Below are 20,097 nucleotides of genomic sequence, written 5' to 3'. Positions count from 1 at the left end.
GACCGGAAACACGAGGAAGGCACCTCGCCGGTAAACCATAGGCACTGAAGCACCACGACCAACTCACGCGCTGTGGCGCGGAGCCGGCTGTAAGATCGGGCGACTTTACCCATCGCCATTGTGATCGCCGGGGGCAGCGGAGAGGCGACCTCCGTTATCAAAGATCGAGCCTATGGGGGATTTCGAGGACGACGGATGCTAGGCGGCCCCGCAAGGGCTGCGCCTTCGGGTGGTGCAGTACCCGTCTATGCTAGAGCTATGCCTGAATGGCTCAATACCGGGGTTTTGTCCAGTCGATCGGCGCGGCCCACTCCACGACTTCATCGATCATATCGGCATACAGGGTGTTGACGCTCTGCAGGGTCCAGGTGCGCTCAGTCGTGCCCTTACGCAGCACCTTGACGAAGATCCGGCCATCGCCGAGCTGCACCACGGCCCGCTTGTTCACCATGGCGTCAGGCGGCAGGAGCTTGCTGTAGTAGAGCAACTCGCCTTCCTCGTAGGCAGGGAACATCGAATCACCCGAGACGCGAACTGCGACGGTGCCAGGCTTGGCCTCTGCCGGCGCGGGGACTTCGTTGTCATCGCCATCGTCTATCGCATAGACGGCCTGGCCGGCCCCGACCTTGCCCTTGAGCGGCACCATGATCTCAGTCGGCGCTGCCACGCCCGTGATTTTCTGGATTTCGATAAGCTCGTCGCCGGCTATTGCCCGCGTGCCCTTGGACATCTTGTTGACGGCTGCGCGGTCAATGGACCGGCCAAGGCGTTCGGTCAGCAGCCGCGCCATCTCGACTTGCGACATCTCTTTCGCGTCCAGCGCGTCTCGTAGCCAATCTGACAACATGAAAAACCGATAGCCTGACAGGCCCCCGGCGTATATTTCCGTATTCGCTACAAAACCTCTTGCGTTTGTTGCTTTTATCGCTACACTACGCAGCATGGAACCAGCCCGCACAATCATTTCGAACCTCGGTGGACCGAACGCAGTCGCGAAGATTGCGGGCGTTCACCGCACCCGCGTCTCCAACTGGATGCGCGCCAAGGAAGCCGGAGGCACGGGCGGCATGGTCCCCTTCAAGCATGTCCCGGCCATGATCGCGGCAGCCAAGGAGCGCGGCCTCGAACTGAGCGCCGACGACTTCCTGCCGCCGGTAGCGGAACAGGAAGAAGCCTCGCAGGAGCAGGCGGCTTGATGTCAATGCAGCCACATGGGGTTGAGCCGGCGAACCACGCCCTGTTCGTGAACCGGGATCAGCATGGACTGACGGATTGCGTCGGGGACTTCCAGCAACGGCATGATGATGTTGACGCGGGGGACTCGCAGGATCGTACCGCACTTCTGCACGCGGTTGATGTAGCAAATGAAGCTGGCGTTCCCGCCGCCGATCAAGTCGATATGGTCCAGCCCCGACACGTAAATGTCGGCGGCAAAGTCGTCTCCGCTCATGGTTTTCTCCCCGCCAGCATTGTTGGTTTTGTAGCCGGCAAGAGAAGGGAACCACGGTCTGATACCGTACACAACCGTCCATTAGTGGGGCATCACGGATTATCACCGTTCGGTAAGAATATTGGTGAACACGCCGTAAACGGCTGCAACTGGAGGGCGGTTGCATGATCGACACCCGAAATCATTACAGGGCTGTTCCAGTGAAAAATGACGATTGTTGGCGCGTCCAGTTCAGGCGCTTCTTTTGGCCTTTCTGGAAGACGTTTCGCTGGGCCGGCGATGTCGAAAGGGCGCGCGAATACGCAATCCAGCACGCCAACGGCGAGACCCGCACTACGATCAATTTCGGGCGGCTCCCAGCATGACCAACCCCTCCACCCAGATATCGCGCAAGAGCGCGCAAGCCAGTTCCACCCGGTCCGCCACTTTCGGCGGGTTCGGCGGCAATCCGAGCATACCAAGCATCGAAGCAGACGGCGCAAAAATGGAGGGGCGCGCTAACGCTCGTCCAGACCGGGCAGCGAAAGCTGGCATTTACCCCGTCAATTCGAAGCAAGCCGCCAATCAGTTTCTGGAGACCGCCGCCTGGGCGCTGGCCTTCATCTACGTCATGCTCGTGGTCCTGCCAGCATGACCCAATCACTCATTACCCCGGCGCACGTTGCCGAGCCTCTGCCCACGCACGGCAAGCTCGTTATCGTGAAAGCGTTCTTGGAACAAATCTGCGCCGGTCGCGGACGGGTGCTCCAAGGCATCACAGGGTCCCTCAGAGCCCAAAGCAACCCCGTCCGCATCCAATCCGTCGCACTCTCCTCCCGCGACGGTAGACTGGCGGCCAGAACCTTTGAGCGCAGCGGACCCAACACTGTTGGCGCTCGGGCTCTGGCCGCCATTTTCCAGCAACTGCGCTGGATCCTGAATTTCAGCCGGCGCTTGAAGGTGCCCGGCAACCTTTCTTGCTTTCCGCTCGTCAATGGCTCTGCAAAGCCGACGAACGGCGTCGCTCTCGCTCTCAAATTCTCGCCAATTCCTTTCGTTGCGGCTGCTGCTCATGTTGTGAACAGTAGCAACGGAGTTGGCGCGTGTCCGACAAAAGAGTTTCCGAAACAGGAAAGAATGTTTCCGAGGATAGCATGAGTACAGCGTTGATGGAAGCTGCCCAATGGGCAGATGAGCTAATGGAGGCCGAGACAAAATCTCGGCGTGAGAAGGAGTATGTGGTTCGCGATCGTCTTGCCGGGAAAATCGGCGTCAACGAAAGCTACCTGTATCGCCTTCAATACAAGATCGAAGAAATGAACGACGTTAAGGGCTCGGTGTATCGGGCCTTGATGATTGCCCGGCATGCTTACGGGTTGGTCAGTGAGGCCGGTGAAGCAGCCTACCAAAAAGAAAAGGCACTGGCGGATGCGCGCAATTCGAAACTGGCTGGCCTGGCTGCTGCTGTGGCTGGACCGCAAAATCAGAGGGAAATGAGATGATGGATGTCGAGTTTACAGGAACGAGCCAGACCGTGGCCGCCGGCCAGCTTCGCGCCTTCATAGAGCGAATCGAGCGCCTGGAGGAGGAGAAGAAAACCATCGGCGACGACATCAAGGAGGTCTTTGCCGAGGCGAAGGGAACCGGCTTCGATACGAAGGCCATCCGGTCGATCATCAAGCTTCGCAAGAAGGACCAGACCGAGCGTCAGGAGGAGGAAACAATCCTCCAACTCTACATGACCGCCATCGGCATGGCCTGACGCCTCCTAATCCCCAAACACAGAGGGAATACACCCATGCACACGAGAGCCGTTCGCCGATGGGGGGACAATGACCGACACTTCGGGCCATTCACTTATGCGCGGGACAAGCACTATCGGCCAATGGCTATGGTGCTGTCCTCTGCCGAGGAGGAATACCCAGGCTGCAATCTCCGTGTCAGCGCGTTTGGGCGCACGTTGATCATTGAACTGCCGACCATCATCAAGCCATATCATGAGAAGGTCGAGGCCAAGTCTTGGGATGCGGCCACGATCGAGCGCTTGGGACGCGACTGGTATTGGAACATTGATCGGCGGCAGTACGGGTTCACGTACTCCGAAGGCCATTTGAATATCTACCTCGGGCGGCAAACGAACGATAGCAGCACAACGCAGGATTGGGGCATGTTCCTGCCATGGACGCAGTGGCGTCACGTTCGGCACAGCTTCTATGGCCTCCAAGGCGAGCATCTGTTTGACGAGCCGCAAGGCGGGATGGCTAAGCTCGGCGGGGATGAGTGGCGCGCACGCTGGGACGCTCAACAGGCGCGTGAAGCTTCCGTCCCGACTGCGCAATTCGCGTTCAAGGACTTCGACGGCGAGGACCTGACAGCAACAACCAAGATCGAAGAGCGTGAGTGGAAATTCGGCACAGGCCGGTTCAAGTGGCTGTCACTGTTCCGCAAGCCTAAAATCCGCCGCTCGCTCGATCTCGACTTCTCCGGTGAGACCGGAGAACGCAAGGGATCGTGGAAGGGCGGAACGATGGGCCATTCCATCGACATGCTTCCCGGCGAACTGCACGAGTCAGCGTTCCGCCGCTACTGCGCAGCCAACAAGATGACGTTCGTCGGGGTCGCTACATGATCACGGAAAACGAAATCCGCCTCTCCCAAGCAGGCTATCCCCAACCAGAACCAGAAACCAAAGCATGGTGGCGCGGGATGTTCCTCATAGCACTCGCTACTGTTGCTGCGGTGGGGTTTGCATGGGCTGCGTATCGGGCTGTTTTGGCTTGGATGGCTGTATGACGCGCGTCGAGCTGCCGTTCCCCGTTCCTTTGTCTGCCTGCTTCACCAATGCAGCGGGCAGGGGACGTGTGCCGACATCTCGATACAAAGCCTGGCAGCAGGAAGCGCTATGGATGCTGAAGGCTCAGCGCGCCAAGCCCGTCGAAGGGCTTGTGTCTATCTTCATCCGCCTCGTTGCCCCTGACAAGCGGCACAGGGACGCAGGGAACTGCGACAAGGCCGTGGGCGATATCCTCGTAAAGGCCGGGCTAATCCAGGACGACAGCAACCGCTATGTGCGGCGCCTGACCTATGAATGGGCTGAAGACGGTCCGGCCTGCGTCGTCATCATACAGCAAGCAGAGGAGGCAATGGCCGCATGAAAGACGCTCGATTTATTCTAGGTCATGCAGGCGTCAGATATTGGGAAGACGCCGAGGTCAATGGTGTCGAGGATGAAGACGGGACGTTGATCCCTGGTCGCGAAGGCGACCGGTGGAAGGTCAAGATCGATCTGCCTACCGGCAAGGTGGTCGACTGGCCTGAAGGAACGACCGCCGACATCCATTACAAAGTCTGTGACGAAGGCGAATACTGGCTGCTCGACGCCGCCGGCAACAAGATCGCCTATCGTGAGGGATACGTTCCCGGCGACTTCCTCTGCCACGGCGACAATGGCTATGGCGACTACATCATCCTGAAGGTCGGCCCTGATGGGCAGATAGCGGACTACGAGCGGCCCGAGATCGTGCAGGAAGAATGGTCGCCCGCATGAGCCTAGAGACACGTCACGCCATCCTAGACGCGCTGCTAACCGTTCTGGATGAGGAGAGAGCGCTTGCCGTGATCGAGCATCGCCGAATCACCATTCGCAAGCCTTTGACCCTCTATGCGGCAAAGCTCCTCGCCAAACGGTTTGCGGAATGGGGAGACGGCAATGAAGCGGCGGACATGATGATTGAGCGCACTTGGCAAGGTTTCGATTCATCTTGGGTTCGCGATAGGCCACGCCCGGCGCTCACAGGCAACGGCATGATCGACGCGTTGATGAGGCACTGAATGAACTCGCTCGCTCCAATCAACGGGAAGTCTCTCGTCCCGCTCTCGGTAGATGAGGCCAGGCAGCCGCTTGCAGTGCTGTTCGCAGGCTATCCGGAGCCGTGGACAGACAAGAGCGCCGTCCACGCTCAGAAGCTCATAGACGCCAAGGTATCGGCCTATCTGCTGGCTCTCCAGGGCCTTCCGGCATGGGCAATCGAAACCGCCGTTAAGGATTTCATCCAGGGCCGTGTCGATCGCAAGCGCCGCGACAAGCTGCCGACAGCGGAAGAAGTTGCCGCCCTGTCTCGGGAGCATGTGACGCAGGAGGCGGCGCGTCAATCAACGGCCCGCCAGCGCCAGGATCAAATAGCCGAATCCCAAGCCTTCGAAGCCAGGAAAGACCGGCTGAAAACCCCTGAAGGCGAGGCAGAGAAAGAGCGCGTCATGGCGCTTGTTCGCCAAGCAGTGAAACCGATCGATTGATGCGGCGCCCGGTCATCGACCTCCTGAAGACCATGGAGGGATGGGAAGACCGGGAATGCATCACCCACGTGAAACGGAGAAAGATCCATGCCGCAAGAGCGCTACAGCAGCAACGAATGGGGCCTGTCACAGATCGAATATGCGCAGAGGGAGAAGCATCGCCTTCGGGAGCGGATGAAGAAGAGAGCCCAGAGAGCGCGGATCAAGATGACGCCGCCGCCGATGGTCTGTGAGCAACTTGTGGAAAAGTATGTCACGTTTCGGTTAAAAGGCCAAGACATTCAAGAACTTGATATAGTCGCAGTTGTCACGAAGACATTCAAGCGACCGGACCCGATGAGCCGATATTATCCGCCTGTTGCCGTGCCTATGTCGTTGCCCTGGGTGTCGATGCTTTATGGAGCGCGCTGATGCACATGACATGGGAAGAGCAGGCCACGGTCATCATTGCGTCAATCGACGCGACTCTTTCGCCGGATGCCAGCATCAAGGATCGCAAGCGCGCCCTACTCGCCGGCAAGCCATACGAGTATCGCGTAACCTCGTGGGGCAGCAAAACATGGGGAAGGGCGCAGCGCAAATATCTCGCCAAGTTTGGGCCGAAGTCTGACGCCGCCGTTCCTCCTAAGCATCTGTCGCCGCTCGAACGCCTGATGGCAGCTTCAAAAGCCGCTTCCGGAGCCTCTACATGACCAAACACACAGAGATACCGGATGATATCCGAGAGAAGGCGCGAGCAATTGTCTATCGCTACCCGATGGCAGAGCGCGATCAACTAGCGATGGTAGCAGAAGCTCTAATGCAGGAGCGTGAGCGGTGCGCTGCGTCTGCAAAGAAATGGTTGGACGATGGATATGACCCATTTGACCCGAGTTATTCAAGATACCTGGGGGAGGGTGTAGCGGCCGCCATTCGCTCTCCACAGCCTGACACACAGGAGGGGACATGAAAGCTAAAACACGTGCGCAGCGCCGTGGCCGCATTCGCAAGGCAGGTGCAAGGGAAAGCAACGGCCAGCTTCAGCGCCCATCTGTCGCCGAGATCCGCCATGCCACTGTAGAGGCTCGCATGCGGCAACACGGGCTCACCCTCGTCCAGGCAGGCGACAGACTGGCAGGCTATGAGATCGGCCGCCTGTATCTGCGCAAGCAAATTGATCTGGTGGACGTGGAAGTCTGTGACGACTATGTACAGACGGTCGCGCGCTTCATGAGCCTGACGAACCCGCAGCACCCATTCCCCAAGGCAATGGACTATCTCATGACCATCAAGGGGCAGGGAGGCGAACCAAGCTCGGAACAGATCACGCGCGCCCGCAACCGCTACAACGAATGGTTGCTGCCACTGCGAGGCGACCAAGAGTTGGGCATTCCGCCACAGGTCTCGGGCAATGCGCTGATGACGTTCCACGGCGTGGTATTCTATGATCACCCTGCGGCTGGTAATGTCGAGCCGGTCAGGGAATGCATTGCGGCGCTGAGGAAAAAATTCAGGTGAACTGGCAACCGATCGAAACCGCGCCAAAAGACGCAAGCCGCGTGCTCGTATCTTGGGGCAATCCGGCAGAAGACGCAACATTTTGCCGGTGGTTTCTCAATCGTAGAACCGGCACGGAGTTCTGGAACGATGAGATCGAACTAGATCACTACGAGAACGAAACCAATCCGCCAAAATACTGGCTGCCGCTTCCAGGCATCGCGCCTTAAATGAAACGGCCCGTTCCGTATTGACACCGCCCCGCAAATCAGGTCATGTGTGAAATGCACGGTGAGAAATCGTGCAAACGCAAAAGCCGCCAGGGTTCCCGCCCCAGCGGCTTTTTTCATTTCCAGCCGGTTAGGAGCGGCCTCAATGATGATCAGGAACATAAACGAGTATTATAATAACGGCAAGGCTATGCCGACGACAAAGGGCCGCCCGCGCTTGCGGAATGAACGTTCTGAGTGTGGCCAGACCAAGAAAAGGCCGCGAGATGCCCACGTCACAAAGGGCATCTTTGTTTATTTCATCGCCGGAACCGGTCGCACGACTGTCAAGGTTGGCAGGACAACGAACCTAACCAAGCGCATTGAGAGCATCCAGATCGGAAATCCCGAGACAGTTCGGGTTGCTGCCCTTATTGAGGTGGCTTCGGTCGAAGACGCCAAGGCTGTAGAGCAATTCCTGCATCGGAAGTTCAAGGGCGCAGGAAGACATATCGGCGGGGAATGGTTCCGCTTGTGGCCCAATGATGTTGGAGACGCCTGTCTCCTTTGCGGTATCGAATTCGCGGGCAGAGCGACTGCGCGGTTTGTGGCTGGCCTCGCCGCTGACGAAGAGAATCGCGACCACAACCGGACCTATGTCTCGGGATCCGGCTATGCTGGGCGCAACCATGGGCTTCGCTAGCCAACAATTCGCCAGCACGGCCCGCCTTGAGCGGGTGCATTTGATTTGAGGCCAGACGATGGCTGAAAGCACCCGCAGGCTGGAGCAGTTGTCCGATGCGGCGGCGTCCGAATATCTCAGACGGTCGTCTCTCACCTATACTGCCGTTGAAAACAGAGACCGGAGCAGAGAATGCGCGAAGACAATCTCAAGCCATTCCAGAAAGGCCAATCCGGAAACCCAGGCGGCCGGCCAAAAGGCATCGCGGCAATCGCTCGCGAGCACAAGGACAGGGCGATCGAAGTGCTCGTCAAGGGCATGTCTGACGATGATGCTCGCGTTCGCATCACGGCGGCCAAGGAGATCCTGGACCGTGGCTATGGCAAGCCGCTGACGATGACCGCCGACGTAACGAACAAGATCGAGGATTTCGATGACGAATCTCTCGACGCTGCAATCTCTGTCCTCAAATCAGCAATTGGCACTGATGTCGAAGCTGGTAGCGGAGAAGCTGCGCAGACTTCGCACTAATCGCCTCAAGGACTATCAGCCCTACGCCAAGCAGCGCGAGTTTCATGCGGCTGGTGATCACCGTGAACGGTTGTTCATGGCGGGGAACCAGCTCGGCAAGACGCTTGGTGGTGCGGCCGAATGCTCGATGCACCTGACTGGCGAATATCCGGATTGGTGGGATGGCAGGCGCTTTGACAAGCCGGTTATTCTAATTGCTGGGTCGGAATCGGCGGAACTGACACGCGATGGCGTGCAAAGGCTGCTGGTAGGCCCGCCAGACCGTGAGGAGGAATGGGGCACCGGCTTCATCCCGCAGCGCTGCATCGCCACCAGAACGCGCCGCATGGGCGTTTCCAATGCGCTGGACACGGTAACGGTCCGGCATGTGTCGGGCGGGTTCTCGACACTCTACCTCAAGAGCTATGACCAGGGCCGCTCGAAGTGGCAGGCCAACACGGTTGATTTCGTCTGGTTCGATGAAGAACCGCCAGAGGACGTTTATTTCGAGGGCATCACCAGAACCAACGCCACCAAGGGCTCGGTGATGGTGACATTTACCCCGCTCAAGGGCATGTCGTCGGTTGTCGCGCGGTTTCTGCTGGAGGAGAGCATGGAACGCAAGACGATCACCATGACCATTGAGGACGCCGAGCACTATACGGACGAAGAGCGCCGCAAGATCATCGAAAGCTACCCCGCGCATGAGCGGGAAGCCAGAACCAAAGGCATTCCAACGCTAGGTTCCGGCCTCATCTTCCCGGTGATGGAAGAAGAGATTATCTGCCAGCCGTTCGCTATCCCGCCGATTTGGCCGCAGATCGTTGGCATCGATTTTGGGTATGACCATCCATTCGGTGCTGCAAGACTAGCATGGGATCGAGACGCGGACATCGTTTATGTGACTGCAGTCTATCGATCGCGGCAGACTACCCCAATCTTCCATGCCGCTTCGATCAAACCCTGGGGTGATTGGATACCGGTAGCATGGCCACATGACGGCCTACAGCACGACAAGGGCTCGGGCGAGGAACTTGCCAAGCAATACCGCTCGCAAGGCCTGAACATGCTGGCAGAGCGCGCCACATGGGAAGACGGCGGCAATGGTGTTGAAGCTGGTGTCTCCGAGATGCTGGACCGCATGCTGACCGGTCGGTGGAAGGTGTTTTCTACCTGTGTCGAGTGGCTTGAAGAGCGCCGACTGTATCACCGCAAGGACGGCAAGATCGTCAAGGAACGCGATGACGTGCTGTCAGCTTCTCGTTACGCGCTGATGATGCTCCGCGAGGCCATCGTGTCGAAGCCGAAGACGCCGACGAATACGCGAGCCAAGGCGCTCGGACGCTCCATCGTTTAACCACAGGTTGCATCGTCTCGATTGAATATGCCTCGGCGCCGCCGGGTTATACCAATCTGCGGTTGAAAAGGACTGATTTATGGCTAAAGCGGAGGCTGACAACACGAAGAAGCCGACCGCCAGCAAGCGCATGGGCGAGGGCGATCTCAAGGCGCTTGTCTCACGTGAAATCTCGCTTGCCCAGTCCGATCGCGGCCTATCGAGCAAGAAGCAGACCAAGGCGCTGGAATACTACCAGGGCAAGATGAAGGATATTGTTGCCGAGGAAGGGCGCTCCAGCGCTGTCTCGCGTGATCTGGCCGACACTATGGGCTGGATGCTCCCGGGTATCATTCGTGTGTTCACTGCCTCGGAGCATATGGCTGTTGCCGAACCTGTCGGCCGAGAAGACCAGGCATGGGCAGCACAGGCCACGGATGGCCTGAACTACACGTTCTGGAAGGAAAATGACGGCTACCGCGTCATCTACAATGCGACCTGGGACAGCCTGCTTTCCGCCAATGGCGTGGTTAAGACCTGGTGGGACGACACACCCACAACCAAGATTTCGTTCCACACCGGTTTGACTGATGACGAATACACCATGCTCGTCTCCGATGACGACGTGGAGGTCATGCAGCACTCCGAAGACACCGAGGACATGCCCGGGGCACCTGATCCGGTGACAGGGCTGGAAGGCCCGACAACGCCGCTCAAGGTGCATTCGGTCAAGATCAAGCGCAAGGTCGATGATGGGCGCACCCGGATTGAGGCCATACCGCCAGAGGATTACGGCAAGGACTCGGATTCGAAGACGTGCGACGAGGCACGGTTTCAGTTCCACCGCTCGTCAACGACGCGCTCTGATCTCATTGAAATGGGCTTCGACCGCAAAAAAATCGAAGCCCTGCCGAAAGCCTCGGACAACCGTCAATCGGAAGAAATCGCCCGCCAGCAGCAGTTGACGACCGAGGACGGCGACAACTCGATGGATATCGTTGATCTCTACGAATGCTACGTCAAGGTCGATATCGACGGCGACGGCATCGCCGAGACATGCCGCATTTACTACGCTGGGGCAAAGGATGGCGGTGACATCCTCGATTGGGAGGAATGGGAGGATGAAACCCCGTTCGATGACATCCCCTGCAATCCCATGCCGCACCGCTGGGAAGCGCAGTCGATCGCCGACGAGACGATGGACGTGCAGCAGATCAAGACGGTTCTGCTGCGCCAGGCGCTCGACAACACATATGCGACCAACAATCCTCAGCGGTTTGTCACGGGCGAGATCACCAACCCGGAGGAACTGTTCTCTCCGACCTTCGGCGGCGCCATCTTCGGCAAGGCGGGCTCGAGCGTAGAAGCGCTGGCCATTCCGTTTGTTGCCAATCACGCCTATGACGCGATCAACTATCAGGATCAGGTCATTGAGCGCCGCACAGGCGTTTCCCGCCAGACGATGGCGCTGGACCCCGAGGCGCTTCAGAACCAGTCCGCCACAGCCAACCAGAACCAGCACGACGCGGCTTATTCGCAGATCGAGTTGGTTGCCCGGAACCAGGCAGAGCTGGGATGGAAGAAGGTTTTTCGCAAGATTCTCCAGTTGGAGGTCAAGCACCAAGACAAGCCGCGCGATATCCGCATGCGTGGCAAGGCGATTACGATCGATCCGCGCTACTGGAATGCGGATATGGACATCACCATCAATGTTGGCTTGGGAACAGGCTCACGCGACCGTGATCTGGCCATGCTTCAACAGGTTTTGGCCAACCAGACGGCGTTGACGGCGAAATTGCAGGAAAGCGGCTTCCCGGACAAGGCTCTGGAGATGCTGCCATTCATCCTGACCACGCTGAAGAAGCAGGCGGAAGCGGCCGGCATCAAGAACCCCGAGATGTTCTATCCCGATGTGACGCCGCAGGACATCCAGGCCGGTCAACAGCGGCTTCAGCAGGCATCGCAACAGCCCGATCCGAAGATGCAGGCCGCACAGATGAAAATCCAGGCGGATTCGCAGATCAACCAGGCCAAGGTGCAAGGCGATCAGGCAGCTACCGCTGCGAAATTGCAGGCAGACCAGCAGGCGGCGCAGATCAAGATCCAGCAGGACGCTGCCACCAACGCGCAAAAGATGGATTTGGAGCGCCAGAAGGTCGCCGGCCAGCTTGGCTTGAAACAGGCGCAACTTGCGGCTGAAATCCAGATGAAGCAGACGCTTGCCGTGCATGACATGGCGCTAAATCGTGATGCCGCGAACCATGCACAGTCTATTGCCTCGGCAAAGGCGCAGCAAGTGCCGGTGTCTGACGTGCATCTTGGAGGCCAGCCCGGATGAGTGAGTTAGTCCGGCAGTACCTTCCATGGCTTCTGTCGGCCATCACGATCTATATGACCATCCTCGCAGGCAACAAAGCTCGCTATGCGTGGCTGATCGGCCTCGGCAATCAAGCGCTGTGGCTGATCTGGATCATCGCTTCAGCCTCATGGGGCTTGCTGCCGATGAACATAGCGCTGTGGGTCGTCTACACCCGAAATCATCTGAAATGGTCGGTACCGAACAAGGCTCTCCAGTAGAGCGGCGCAAACGAGTGAGCCCGAAAGACCCACAGGCGAAAGCCGGTTGAAGCTCTTAGGCGCCGCCCGACCATTGCAGAAGTAGAAAGAAGCCTGATGAACCTCACCCCTGACCAACTCGCCCAGATCGCCGACGATGCGATGCGCTTCAAGAGCGATCCTGCCGTTGAACGCGCCATCCTGTCGATGCGCAAGGCAGCGGTTGATGCGCTTATCGCAACTGACGCAACTGATTCCGTAGCCATCCTCTGCCGGCAGGCTGAGATCAGGGCGATCGACAACTTTTGCCAGGAATTGGCCACCGCAATCATGCGTGCCCCCAGAAAACCGCTCGCGGTCGCATAGGAGAACAACCATGGCATATAACAGCGACTATCCAGCCGCAGCCGTCCCGCTTATTGCGGGCTCTGGCAACAAGGCCAATGCTTCGGCGGCCGCGACATTGACGCCAACGGCACTTACCACGGCCTTCATCACGGGCTTTGAAGTGAGCGGATCGGGCGCAACAGCGGGCCTCCCTGTAACGGTCACTGTTGCCGGCCTGCTCGGCGGCACACAGTCCTACACCTATACCTTCGCGGTCGGTGCACTGGTCCCGAACCAAGCGCTGGCTGTCACGTATTTCCCGGCGTTACCCGCATCGGCCGTCAATACGGCGATCGTGGTGACGTGCCCGGCATCCGGCGCCGGCGGTACGAATAACACTGTCGTCGCGCACGGATACTACGCTTAAATCCACCCCGGCCAACCGCACAGGAAACCCTCGGGTTAATCCGGAGCGCGGAGCCATATCCCAAGAGGACTGAACATGCCCAACGACACCCCGGAAGGGATCGGTGGTTCGCTGTCGCTTTCCGAAGCCGCAGCAGCCTACGCAACGCCCGTCAAGGAAGAGGAAGCCCCAGAAGGCCAATCCGAATCCGAGCAGCCAGCGGAGGATGATGCCCCACTCGCCACGGATGAAACCGATGGCGAAGAAGGCGCCGACGAAGACGAAGGTCAAGCCGGTGAGGAAGAACAGGAAGCCGCGCCCGAAACGCCAGCCTACGTTGCCCCAGAGGCAAAGGTAAAGCTGCCTGACGGCTCCGAGGCCACTGTTGAAGAACTCATCAAAGGCAACCTCCGCGATCGTGACTACAGGCAGAAGACCATGGCGACGGCCGAGCTTGAACGCTCGTACAAAGCCAAGGCTTCTGAAATCCAGCAGTTCGAACAGCAGCTAGCGGGTGACCGCGACTTCATGGTCCAACTCATGCAGTCGATCATGCCGCAAAAGCCTGACTACTCCATGGTTAGCGTCGATCCGATCGGCTACGCCGAACAGAAGGCGCAATACGAAGCCCGCAAGGAACAACTGGACTATCTCGTCGGCTCACAGCAGCAGCTTTCCCAGCGAAGGCAGCAGGAGCAGGCAGAGACGGTCAAGGAAATCCGGGCTCGTGAATGGCAAGCCACACTCGACCATCTGCCTGAACTGAAGGACGCAACCCGACTGAATTCGTTCGTCGGCGAAATCCAGAAAGTGGCAGCCGATTACGGCTATTCCCCGCAGGAAATCCAGAATGTCGGTCTTGATCACCGCCAGGTGAGGGTGCTTGCGGACGCCATCAAGTGGAGAAATCTTCAGGCCAGCAAATCCAAGGTCGCGGCCAAGGTCGAAGGACGCCCGCCCGTTCAACGCGGCGGCACTCGTCCAACACCAGAGGCAACGCGCTCCAGGGATACCCGAGCAGCTATGGACCGCCTGAAATCATCCGGCAGCATCCGTGACGGAGTTGCCGCCCTCCTCGCTCTCGAAAAAGGATAGCCATCATGGCTGCACCACTCAATACCGTCCTGTCGACGGTGGCGGTCGGCAATCGCGAACAGCTCAGCGATATCGTCTCCCGCATCACGCCTGAAGATACCCCCATCTATACGATGGCAGGCAAGGAAAAGACCAAGGGCACGCACCCTGAATGGGAAATCGATACTCTCCGCGCTCCGCAGGCCAATGCGCAGACGGAAGGTGACGATTATGTGTTCGACGCGCTGACCCAGCCGTCTCGGGTCGGCGACTACACGCAGATCTTCTCTCAGGGCTGGGTGTTCTCCGGCACGCAGCAGGCGGTCGAAAACGCCGGCAATGTGGTCAAGGTCGCCGAAAAGAAGATCAAGGCCGCCATCGAAGTCCGCAAGGATGTTGAGCTGGCGATCGTGACCAACACGGCCTCCGTGGCTGGTGCAACCCGTCTCCTGGGCGGCCTGCCGTCCTGGCTGACCACCAACGTCTCGCGCAACTCAGGCTCGAACGGCGGCTTTTCGTCCGGTACCGGCCTGACTGTCGCGGAAACCCCCGGCACCCTGCGCGCCTTTACCAAGGCGTTGCTCGATACCGTCATGGGCTCCTGCTACAACTCCGGCGCCAACGTCGATACCGTCGTTGTTTCCCCCTACGTGAAGTCGGTGTTCGTGACCTTCATGTCGGATGCCAACGTAGCTTCGTTCCGCTATGCGGCCGATACCCGAGGCAAGAACACCATCGTCGGTACGGCGGACTTCTACGAAGGCCCGTTTGGCACCGTCCAGGTGAAGCCAAACCGCGTCATGGCTGCTTCGGCAAACGTGGCTCGTCGCGCCTACCTGGTCGATTCGAACTACATCGCGATCGACACCCTGCGCCCCATCCAGGAAGACCCGGATCTTGCCAAGACCGGCGACAACAAGAAGGGCGTGATCATCGGCGAACTGACACTGAAGGTGAAGAACGAAGCCGCAATGGGCGTCGTTGCCGACATCTTCGGTCTCACGGCCAGCACGTAAGGAGAACCATCATGAGCACCATGAATCGCACCAATGGTGGCACGGCCTCCTGCACGGGCACCGGCGCCACCTCCACTGCAACCCTTGCCAATCGTTTCGGCAAGCTCACTACTGCGGCTCTGACCACGGCGGCGGCTGCCAACCATGTCATCACCCTGACCAACACGGCAATCGCGGCCACCGATCAGGTGTTCGTCTCTGTCGCATTGGGCACGGCGACGACTGGCCAGCCCACTGTCGGCACGGTCACTCCGGCCGCCGGCTCTCTGGTTATCCAGATCGTCAACCGCGATGCGGCTGCGGCGGTCAACGGCACGCTGGTCGTGTCCTACGCGTCGTTCCCGGCTTAATCGCCGAGACAGCATTAGAGGCGGCTGCTCCGGTGGCCGCCTTTTTCTATGCAACCCAAAGGAGACCGCAATGGCTGACGAAAAACCCGAAAAGCTCGCCCCGATCAAGCTCATCCGCGATACTTGGGTGGGCGAAGAGCGCATCAAGGCAGATGGCACGGTCATCAATATGCCTGCCAAGGATGCCCGCCGCCTGATCGAGGCCGGCGTCGCCGAACGTGCCGACCCGCTTCCTGGCGAGTAACGCGCATGGAAATCCGGGACGGTGATTGGACGCTGATCGACCACGAACTCGCGACCGGTCGGTCCACATGGATGAAGGAAGAGGATGGCAAATACCTCTTCCGGGTAGACATGCCAATCAACGACATTCTCGACGCCAACAACGATGCGCTGGTCGACACGATCGGCAAGAAGTTTGGCGAATGGCGCCGCATTGCCTCCGTCCCGCATCATCTGGTCCACAAAAACGGGCTGGATGATGCGATGACGCAGAAAGACGGCAAGTGGCTGAAGCGGTTCTTCAATGACAGCGACAACCAGAAGTTTCGGACCAGTCGAGGGCGCGTTTAATGGCGATCACGACCTATGCCGAGTTGCAGACCGCGATTTCTGATTATCTCGCCCGCACGGATCTCGGCCCGTTCATTCCCGACTTCATCAGCATGGCGGAAAACTGGCTCAACTATGGGTCGGAAAGCGTTTCGCCGCTGCGAACGCGGGAGATGGAAGCGGTCGTCTCGCTTGTCCCGGTCAATGGCGTTGTTTCGCTGCCGGCCGACTATCTGGAGGCACTGCGCGTCTCGGAAAACACCTCCTATAAGCGCACGCTGAACTATATCACCTCGGACGAGGCAGAACGGCTCTATCCTGACGGCGCTGCCGGCTTGGGGACGGCATATTCCATCATCGGAACCAGCCTTTACACCTTCCCGCTGGTCTCCAACAACGTCAATCTGGTCTATTACCAAGCCATCCCGCCGCTGGCCTCGAACACCACCAACTGGCTGCTCGACAAGTCCCCAAGCGTCTATCTGCGCGCCTCGCTGATGCAGGCTGCCGACTACACCAAGGACGATGGCGAGTTGACCAAGCAGGCGCAGCTTGCCGGGGCTCTCATTGCCGGGCTGAACCGCTCCGATATGATGGGCAAATATCGCCGCGCTGGTGTTTCCATGAGGGGTCCGACGCCATGACCGTCATTGAAACCCTGACCTCTCTGGGCTTTGAAGCCACAGACCTCGGCAGCAAGAACGGCAAGACGTTGGTGAAGGTCAAGACCGCTAAGGGCTGGGCCTATGAGCGCCTGTCATCGGAAGCTGAAGCCCGCGCCTGGGTAGCGGACAAGACCCCATGACGCTTGTCGCGTTCACACCCTGGGCTCCTGATACCGCGGATTTGAACACCCAGGACACAGGCGACATTCTGAACGTGCTGCCGTCAGTCGATTCCTATCTGCCATTCCCCGATCTGGCTCCTTTCACCACGGCGCTGGCGGCAAAACCTCTCGGCTATTTCACGGCGCGCAGCCTGAGCGGATCGATCACCATCTTCGCCGGTACGGCAACCAAACTCTATCGGCTCGACAACACTACGCTGTCATGGACCGACATTTCCAAGCCGGCAACGACATATGGCGCCACCGATGTTGCGCGCTGGTCATTCGAACAGTTCGGCGAGTACGTCGTGGCGGTCAATCTGAATGATGACCCGCAGGTTTTCCAGCTTGGCGTCTCGACCAATTTCGACACTCTCGCCGGCTCGCCACCTCGTGCGGCGTTTGTGCGCGCCTGGGGTGACTTCCTCGTTCTTCAGCAGCTCGCTACGAGCCCCAATCGTGTCCATTGGTCATCCCTGAACGATATCACCGGCTGGACACCGGGCACCAATAATTCCGACTTCCAGGATTTCCCGGAGGGCGGCGCCGTTCAGGGCTCATCGCGGGCAACGAATCCGATTATCATTCTGGAGCGGACCATTTACCTGGGAACCTTCGTTCCCGGCTCTTCGATCATCTTTTCCTTCATCAAGATCCATGACGGGCGTGGGGCAAAATCGCCCTATTCCATCGCATCCAGGGGCGAAAACACCTTTTTCGCTGACGAAGGCGGGTTTTTCCAGATCGGCGCCGATGGTTCGATCTCTGGAGTAGGCTTTGAAAAGGTCGATCGCACCTATTTCGGGCAGATCGCGGCCTCGAACCTTGCAACGATGGTTGGCGCGATCGATCCCTTCTATTCCCGCGTTTACTGGACCTTCGATCTCACCGGAACGGGCTCTAACAACTTCATCCTGATTTATGACTGGCTGCAAACACGCTGGACGATCGCCGCTCAGGATAACGTTGGCATCTTTCCCGCAGCAACCGCCGGCTACACGCTGGAGGGGCTTGATAGCGTCTCGACCGACATCGATCTGCTGCCCTATTCGCTGGATTCGAAGGTTTGGCAGGGCGGGGCACCACTCCTTGCAGCATGGACCACTGATTACCGGCTCGGCTTCTTCAACGGCACGCCGAAGCAGGCGACGTTGACGACGCAGGAGCAGGGCGATGTCGCCGGCACCATCACCATGCTCTCGAGTTTCTACGGCGTGGTCGATACCGACAATTATACGGTTGCCATCGGATCAAGGATGAAGCGCGGCGGGGCTTCGACGTGGACCCCGGAACTGTCGCCGCATTCCATCTCCGGCCGCGTGACCAAGATGCTGGCGGCACGATTTCTCAAGATCAGGATGACCATTCCGGCTGGCGTGTTGTGGACCCATGCCCAGGGTATCGAAGTGCCATCCAAACCGGCAGGCCGGCAATGAGCTACACCGTTGAAAATGCGAGCGCATGGCCGCTGGAGCAGCTTGCGCCCTACATGAGCGACGTTCTGCGAGAGATGGGCAGGCTGGCCAAGCGCTACTCCAAGGACACGTCGACCACAGCGCTATTCCAGGAGTTTCTCGCCGGCCGGAAAACGCTTTGGCTGGTCAGGGACGGAGAGGCGTTCGTTGCCATGGCCCTGACTACCATCAAGACGGTCGACGCCACCGCGACTAGGATTTTCACGCTCTGCGACCTGGCAGGCAAAGACGTGGCCAGATTCGCCGATGAACTGACCACGGCAATGGAAGACAGCGCCGCGCAGAACGACTGCTCCGTCATCGCCGTTGAGGGCCGATCGGGCTGGGAAAAGTTCCTGAAACCGCGCGGTTACAAGACGCACGCCACCCTTTACCGGAAATTGAGGTAAGCCATGGGCTCTTCAACCAGTTCGAAACAGACATCAAGCCCGCCAGCATGGGCCGAGCCCCTTTTCAAGACGAGCGCGAAAGAGGCAACAAACCTCTACAATTCGGGCTCGGGCGGCAACACCTATTCGGGGCCAACCGTCTCCGATCTGTCCGGCACGACCATGAGCGGCGTAAACCAACTTGCCACGGCCGGCGCCAACACCAACACGGCAGGAACGCGGCCATTGTTGCAGGGTATCGGCGCGGCGTCGGCGTCGCCATCCTATGCCGAGCAGAATTTGCAGGGCATGGCCAACGGCTCTTATCTCCAGAGCGGCAACCCGTATTTCAACGACGCGCTGAAAGGCCAACTCGACCAGACGGCCAACCAGGTCCAGAGCCAGTTTTCCGGGGCAGGGCGGTATGGCTCAGGCGCGAATACCGGTGTCCTAGCCAACTCGCTCGGCAATATCCGCTCTTCGGCACTTTCCGACCAGTTCAACCGCGATAGCCAAAATATGCTGGCGGCGAACGGTCAGATGGATTCCTCGCGCAATGCCGGCCTCGATCGAAGCTTGCAGGCGACAAATGCCATGGGCGCCCAGGATCAACAGCAGTTCCAGAACGCTCTCACCGGGGCAGGGGCCACGCTTCAGGCCGGCGGCTTGCTTGATAGCCAAGCGCAGAAGCAACTGACTGACCAGGTGAACCAGTTCTATAGCCAGGACAATCAGGACTGGACGCGCCTCGGGATGCTCCAGCAGGCAGCAGCGGGGGCCGCCGGAAACTACGGCACGCAAACTGGCAATTCATCCTCATCCAACCCGATGGCGGCTCTTGGCGCTCTCGGTGGCCTGTTCGGAGGTAAATAATGGGCGGGAACTCACCCTCGACCATTCAGCCGAACGGCAACCCGCTGGCTTCGCTCTTTGCCGGCAGCCAGGGCTATCAGCAGCCACAGCAACCGCAGCAGATGGCACCGCCGCCGCCAGCGCTCCAACAGCCCGGCTATGGCATGCCGGCCCTGACGCCTCAACAGGCGGCATTGGCCACCCAGGCGAGGATGCAGGCCCGCAACCCGCTTATCCCTCCTGTGGTCCAGCAGACGCAGAAAACTCCCGCTTATATCGATCACGGCAATGGCGGTGGCCCTCGCGGCGCCTCCAGCGGCGGTAATGGCAACGGCTGGGGCGGTCACTGACTTGAGG

At 59.1% G+C, this 20,097-nt stretch carries 34 protein-coding genes; 32 read left to right on the top strand and 2 right to left on the bottom strand.

What is annotated here, in order from left to right; genetic code table 11:
• Positions 1–271 precede the first annotated feature (271 nt).
• The gene (locus EJ076_RS34920; RefSeq protein WP_245462940.1) at positions 272–943 is read right to left on the bottom strand and encodes a S24 family peptidase; all 672 of its coding nucleotides are present in this window, start codon (positions 941–943) and stop codon (positions 272–274) included.
• Here EJ076_RS34920 and EJ076_RS34915 point away from each other — a divergent pair.
• Positions 942–1,196, top strand: a complete 255-nt coding sequence (locus EJ076_RS34915; RefSeq protein WP_126070926.1) for a hypothetical protein — start codon at positions 942–944, stop codon at positions 1,194–1,196. The two genes, EJ076_RS34920 and EJ076_RS34915, sit on opposite strands and share 2 nt — an antisense overlap.
• 2 nt (positions 1,197–1,198) lie before the next feature.
• On the opposite strand, the gene EJ076_RS34910 is transcribed toward EJ076_RS34915, so the two are convergent.
• Complete coding sequence (locus EJ076_RS34910; RefSeq protein WP_126070925.1) at positions 1,199–1,450, bottom strand: hypothetical protein; 252 nt, start codon at positions 1,448–1,450, stop codon at positions 1,199–1,201.
• A gap of 164 nt (positions 1,451–1,614) precedes the next feature.
• Here EJ076_RS34910 and EJ076_RS34905 point away from each other — a divergent pair, with 164 nt between their 5' ends.
• The 31 genes from EJ076_RS34905 (at position 1,615) to EJ076_RS34765 (ending at position 20,090) form a co-directional block, all read left to right on the top strand.
• Positions 1,615–1,815: a hypothetical protein gene (locus EJ076_RS34905; RefSeq protein WP_126070924.1), complete on the top strand. Its 201-nt coding sequence runs from the start codon at positions 1,615–1,617 to the stop codon at positions 1,813–1,815.
• The gene (locus tag EJ076_RS34900; protein ID WP_126070923.1) at positions 1,812–2,084 is read left to right on the top strand and encodes a hypothetical protein; all 273 of its coding nucleotides are present in this window, start codon (positions 1,812–1,814) and stop codon (positions 2,082–2,084) included. Before EJ076_RS34905 ends, EJ076_RS34900 begins: the two co-directional genes overlap by 4 nt.
• A gap of 448 nt (positions 2,085–2,532) precedes the next feature.
• A complete protein-coding gene (locus EJ076_RS34895; protein ID WP_126070922.1) occupies positions 2,533–2,931 on the top strand; it encodes a hypothetical protein in 399 nt (132 codons plus the stop codon).
• Positions 2,931–3,191 (top strand): DUF2312 domain-containing protein, encoded by a 261-nt coding sequence (locus EJ076_RS34890; protein WP_126071216.1) that lies wholly within the window; start codon positions 2,931–2,933, stop codon positions 3,189–3,191. Before EJ076_RS34895 ends, EJ076_RS34890 begins: the two co-directional genes overlap by 1 nt.
• Before the next feature lie 123 nt (positions 3,192–3,314).
• A complete protein-coding gene (locus EJ076_RS34885) occupies positions 3,315–4,058 on the top strand; it encodes a hypothetical protein (RefSeq protein WP_245462939.1) in 744 nt (247 codons plus the stop codon).
• Positions 4,059–4,218: 160 nt separating this feature from the next.
• Positions 4,219–4,584 carry a RusA family crossover junction endodeoxyribonuclease gene (locus EJ076_RS34880; RefSeq protein ID WP_164548807.1) on the top strand — a complete coding sequence of 122 codons (366 nt, stop codon included), beginning with the start codon at positions 4,219–4,221 and terminating at the stop codon, positions 4,582–4,584.
• A complete protein-coding gene (locus tag EJ076_RS34875; RefSeq protein ID WP_126070919.1) occupies positions 4,581–4,976 on the top strand; it encodes a hypothetical protein in 396 nt (131 codons plus the stop codon). The genes EJ076_RS34880 and EJ076_RS34875 overlap by 4 nt, the downstream gene beginning before the upstream one ends.
• Positions 4,973–5,260, top strand: a complete 288-nt coding sequence (locus EJ076_RS34870; protein ID WP_164548806.1) for a hypothetical protein — start codon at positions 4,973–4,975, stop codon at positions 5,258–5,260. Before EJ076_RS34875 ends, EJ076_RS34870 begins: the two co-directional genes overlap by 4 nt.
• Positions 5,261–5,725, top strand: a complete 465-nt coding sequence (locus EJ076_RS34865) for a hypothetical protein (RefSeq protein WP_126070917.1) — start codon at positions 5,261–5,263, stop codon at positions 5,723–5,725. It abuts the gene before it with no gap.
• 87 nt (positions 5,726–5,812) lie between these two features.
• Complete coding sequence (locus EJ076_RS34860; RefSeq protein ID WP_126070916.1) at positions 5,813–6,136, top strand: hypothetical protein; 324 nt, start codon at positions 5,813–5,815, stop codon at positions 6,134–6,136.
• Entirely contained in the window at positions 6,136–6,417 is a 282-nt protein-coding gene (locus EJ076_RS34855; protein WP_126070915.1) for a hypothetical protein, read from the top strand. Before EJ076_RS34860 ends, EJ076_RS34855 begins: the two co-directional genes overlap by 1 nt.
• 253 nt (positions 6,418–6,670) lie before the next feature.
• Positions 6,671–7,222 (top strand): hypothetical protein, encoded by a 552-nt coding sequence (locus EJ076_RS34850; protein ID WP_126070914.1) that lies wholly within the window; start codon positions 6,671–6,673, stop codon positions 7,220–7,222.
• On the top strand, positions 7,219–7,431 hold the full coding sequence (locus tag EJ076_RS34845; RefSeq protein ID WP_126070913.1) for a hypothetical protein: 213 nt from the start codon (positions 7,219–7,221) through the stop codon (positions 7,429–7,431). Before EJ076_RS34850 ends, EJ076_RS34845 begins: the two co-directional genes overlap by 4 nt.
• 145 nt (positions 7,432–7,576) lie before the next feature.
• Positions 7,577–8,113, top strand: coding sequence for a GIY-YIG nuclease family protein (locus EJ076_RS34840; RefSeq protein ID WP_126070912.1), 537 nt, complete (start codon positions 7,577–7,579; stop codon positions 8,111–8,113).
• Between the two features lie 171 nt (positions 8,114–8,284).
• A complete protein-coding gene (locus tag EJ076_RS35530; RefSeq protein WP_206438762.1) occupies positions 8,285–8,623 on the top strand; it encodes a DUF5681 domain-containing protein in 339 nt (112 codons plus the stop codon).
• Positions 8,580–9,959: a terminase family protein gene (locus tag EJ076_RS34830; RefSeq protein ID WP_245463121.1), complete on the top strand. Its 1,380-nt coding sequence runs from the start codon at positions 8,580–8,582 to the stop codon at positions 9,957–9,959. Before EJ076_RS35530 ends, EJ076_RS34830 begins: the two co-directional genes overlap by 44 nt.
• 79 nt (positions 9,960–10,038) lie before the next feature.
• Positions 10,039–12,276 carry a hypothetical protein gene (locus tag EJ076_RS34825; RefSeq protein ID WP_126070910.1) on the top strand — a complete coding sequence of 746 codons (2,238 nt, stop codon included), beginning with the start codon at positions 10,039–10,041 and terminating at the stop codon, positions 12,274–12,276.
• On the top strand, positions 12,273–12,515 hold the full coding sequence (locus EJ076_RS34820; RefSeq protein ID WP_126070909.1) for a hypothetical protein: 243 nt from the start codon (positions 12,273–12,275) through the stop codon (positions 12,513–12,515). The genes EJ076_RS34825 and EJ076_RS34820 overlap by 4 nt, the downstream gene beginning before the upstream one ends.
• Before the next feature lie 96 nt (positions 12,516–12,611).
• On the top strand, positions 12,612–12,860 hold the full coding sequence (locus tag EJ076_RS34815; protein WP_126070908.1) for a hypothetical protein: 249 nt from the start codon (positions 12,612–12,614) through the stop codon (positions 12,858–12,860).
• A 10-nt stretch (positions 12,861–12,870) separates the two neighbouring features.
• A complete protein-coding gene (locus tag EJ076_RS34810) occupies positions 12,871–13,248 on the top strand; it encodes a hypothetical protein (RefSeq protein WP_126070907.1) in 378 nt (125 codons plus the stop codon).
• A gap of 75 nt (positions 13,249–13,323) precedes the next feature.
• Entirely contained in the window at positions 13,324–14,322 is a 999-nt protein-coding gene (locus tag EJ076_RS34805) for a hypothetical protein (protein WP_126070906.1), read from the top strand.
• A gap of 5 nt (positions 14,323–14,327) precedes the next feature.
• Positions 14,328–15,317 (top strand): DUF5309 domain-containing protein, encoded by a 990-nt coding sequence (locus EJ076_RS34800; protein ID WP_126070905.1) that lies wholly within the window; start codon positions 14,328–14,330, stop codon positions 15,315–15,317.
• Positions 15,318–15,328: 11 nt separating this feature from the next.
• Positions 15,329–15,667 carry a hypothetical protein gene (locus EJ076_RS34795; protein ID WP_126070904.1) on the top strand — a complete coding sequence of 113 codons (339 nt, stop codon included), beginning with the start codon at positions 15,329–15,331 and terminating at the stop codon, positions 15,665–15,667.
• Between the two features lie 70 nt (positions 15,668–15,737).
• A complete protein-coding gene (locus EJ076_RS35415; protein WP_164548805.1) occupies positions 15,738–15,911 on the top strand; it encodes a hypothetical protein in 174 nt (57 codons plus the stop codon).
• A gap of 5 nt (positions 15,912–15,916) precedes the next feature.
• Entirely contained in the window at positions 15,917–16,240 is a 324-nt protein-coding gene (locus EJ076_RS34790; RefSeq protein ID WP_126070903.1) for a hypothetical protein, read from the top strand.
• A complete protein-coding gene (locus EJ076_RS34785) occupies positions 16,240–16,863 on the top strand; it encodes a hypothetical protein (protein ID WP_126070902.1) in 624 nt (207 codons plus the stop codon). The genes EJ076_RS34790 and EJ076_RS34785 overlap by 1 nt, the downstream gene beginning before the upstream one ends.
• Positions 16,860–17,024: a hypothetical protein gene (locus EJ076_RS35410; RefSeq protein WP_164548804.1), complete on the top strand. Its 165-nt coding sequence runs from the start codon at positions 16,860–16,862 to the stop codon at positions 17,022–17,024. Before EJ076_RS34785 ends, EJ076_RS35410 begins: the two co-directional genes overlap by 4 nt.
• Positions 17,021–18,481 (top strand): hypothetical protein, encoded by a 1,461-nt coding sequence (locus EJ076_RS34780; RefSeq protein WP_126070901.1) that lies wholly within the window; start codon positions 17,021–17,023, stop codon positions 18,479–18,481. Before EJ076_RS35410 ends, EJ076_RS34780 begins: the two co-directional genes overlap by 4 nt.
• Complete coding sequence (locus EJ076_RS34775; RefSeq protein ID WP_126070900.1) at positions 18,478–18,909, top strand: hypothetical protein; 432 nt, start codon at positions 18,478–18,480, stop codon at positions 18,907–18,909. The genes EJ076_RS34780 and EJ076_RS34775 overlap by 4 nt, the downstream gene beginning before the upstream one ends.
• A gap of 162 nt (positions 18,910–19,071) precedes the next feature.
• Positions 19,072–19,761, top strand: coding sequence for a hypothetical protein (locus EJ076_RS34770; protein ID WP_206438761.1), 690 nt, complete (start codon positions 19,072–19,074; stop codon positions 19,759–19,761).
• A complete protein-coding gene (locus EJ076_RS34765; protein ID WP_126070898.1) occupies positions 19,761–20,090 on the top strand; it encodes a hypothetical protein in 330 nt (109 codons plus the stop codon). Before EJ076_RS34770 ends, EJ076_RS34765 begins: the two co-directional genes overlap by 1 nt.
• Positions 20,091–20,097: the final 7 nt, after the last annotated feature.

This window comes from Mesorhizobium sp. M7D.F.Ca.US.005.01.1.1, from assembly GCF_003952545.1.
GTDB lineage: Bacteria > Pseudomonadota > Alphaproteobacteria > Rhizobiales > Rhizobiaceae > Mesorhizobium > Mesorhizobium loti.
This window is presented reverse-complemented; position numbering and strand designations above follow the sequence as displayed.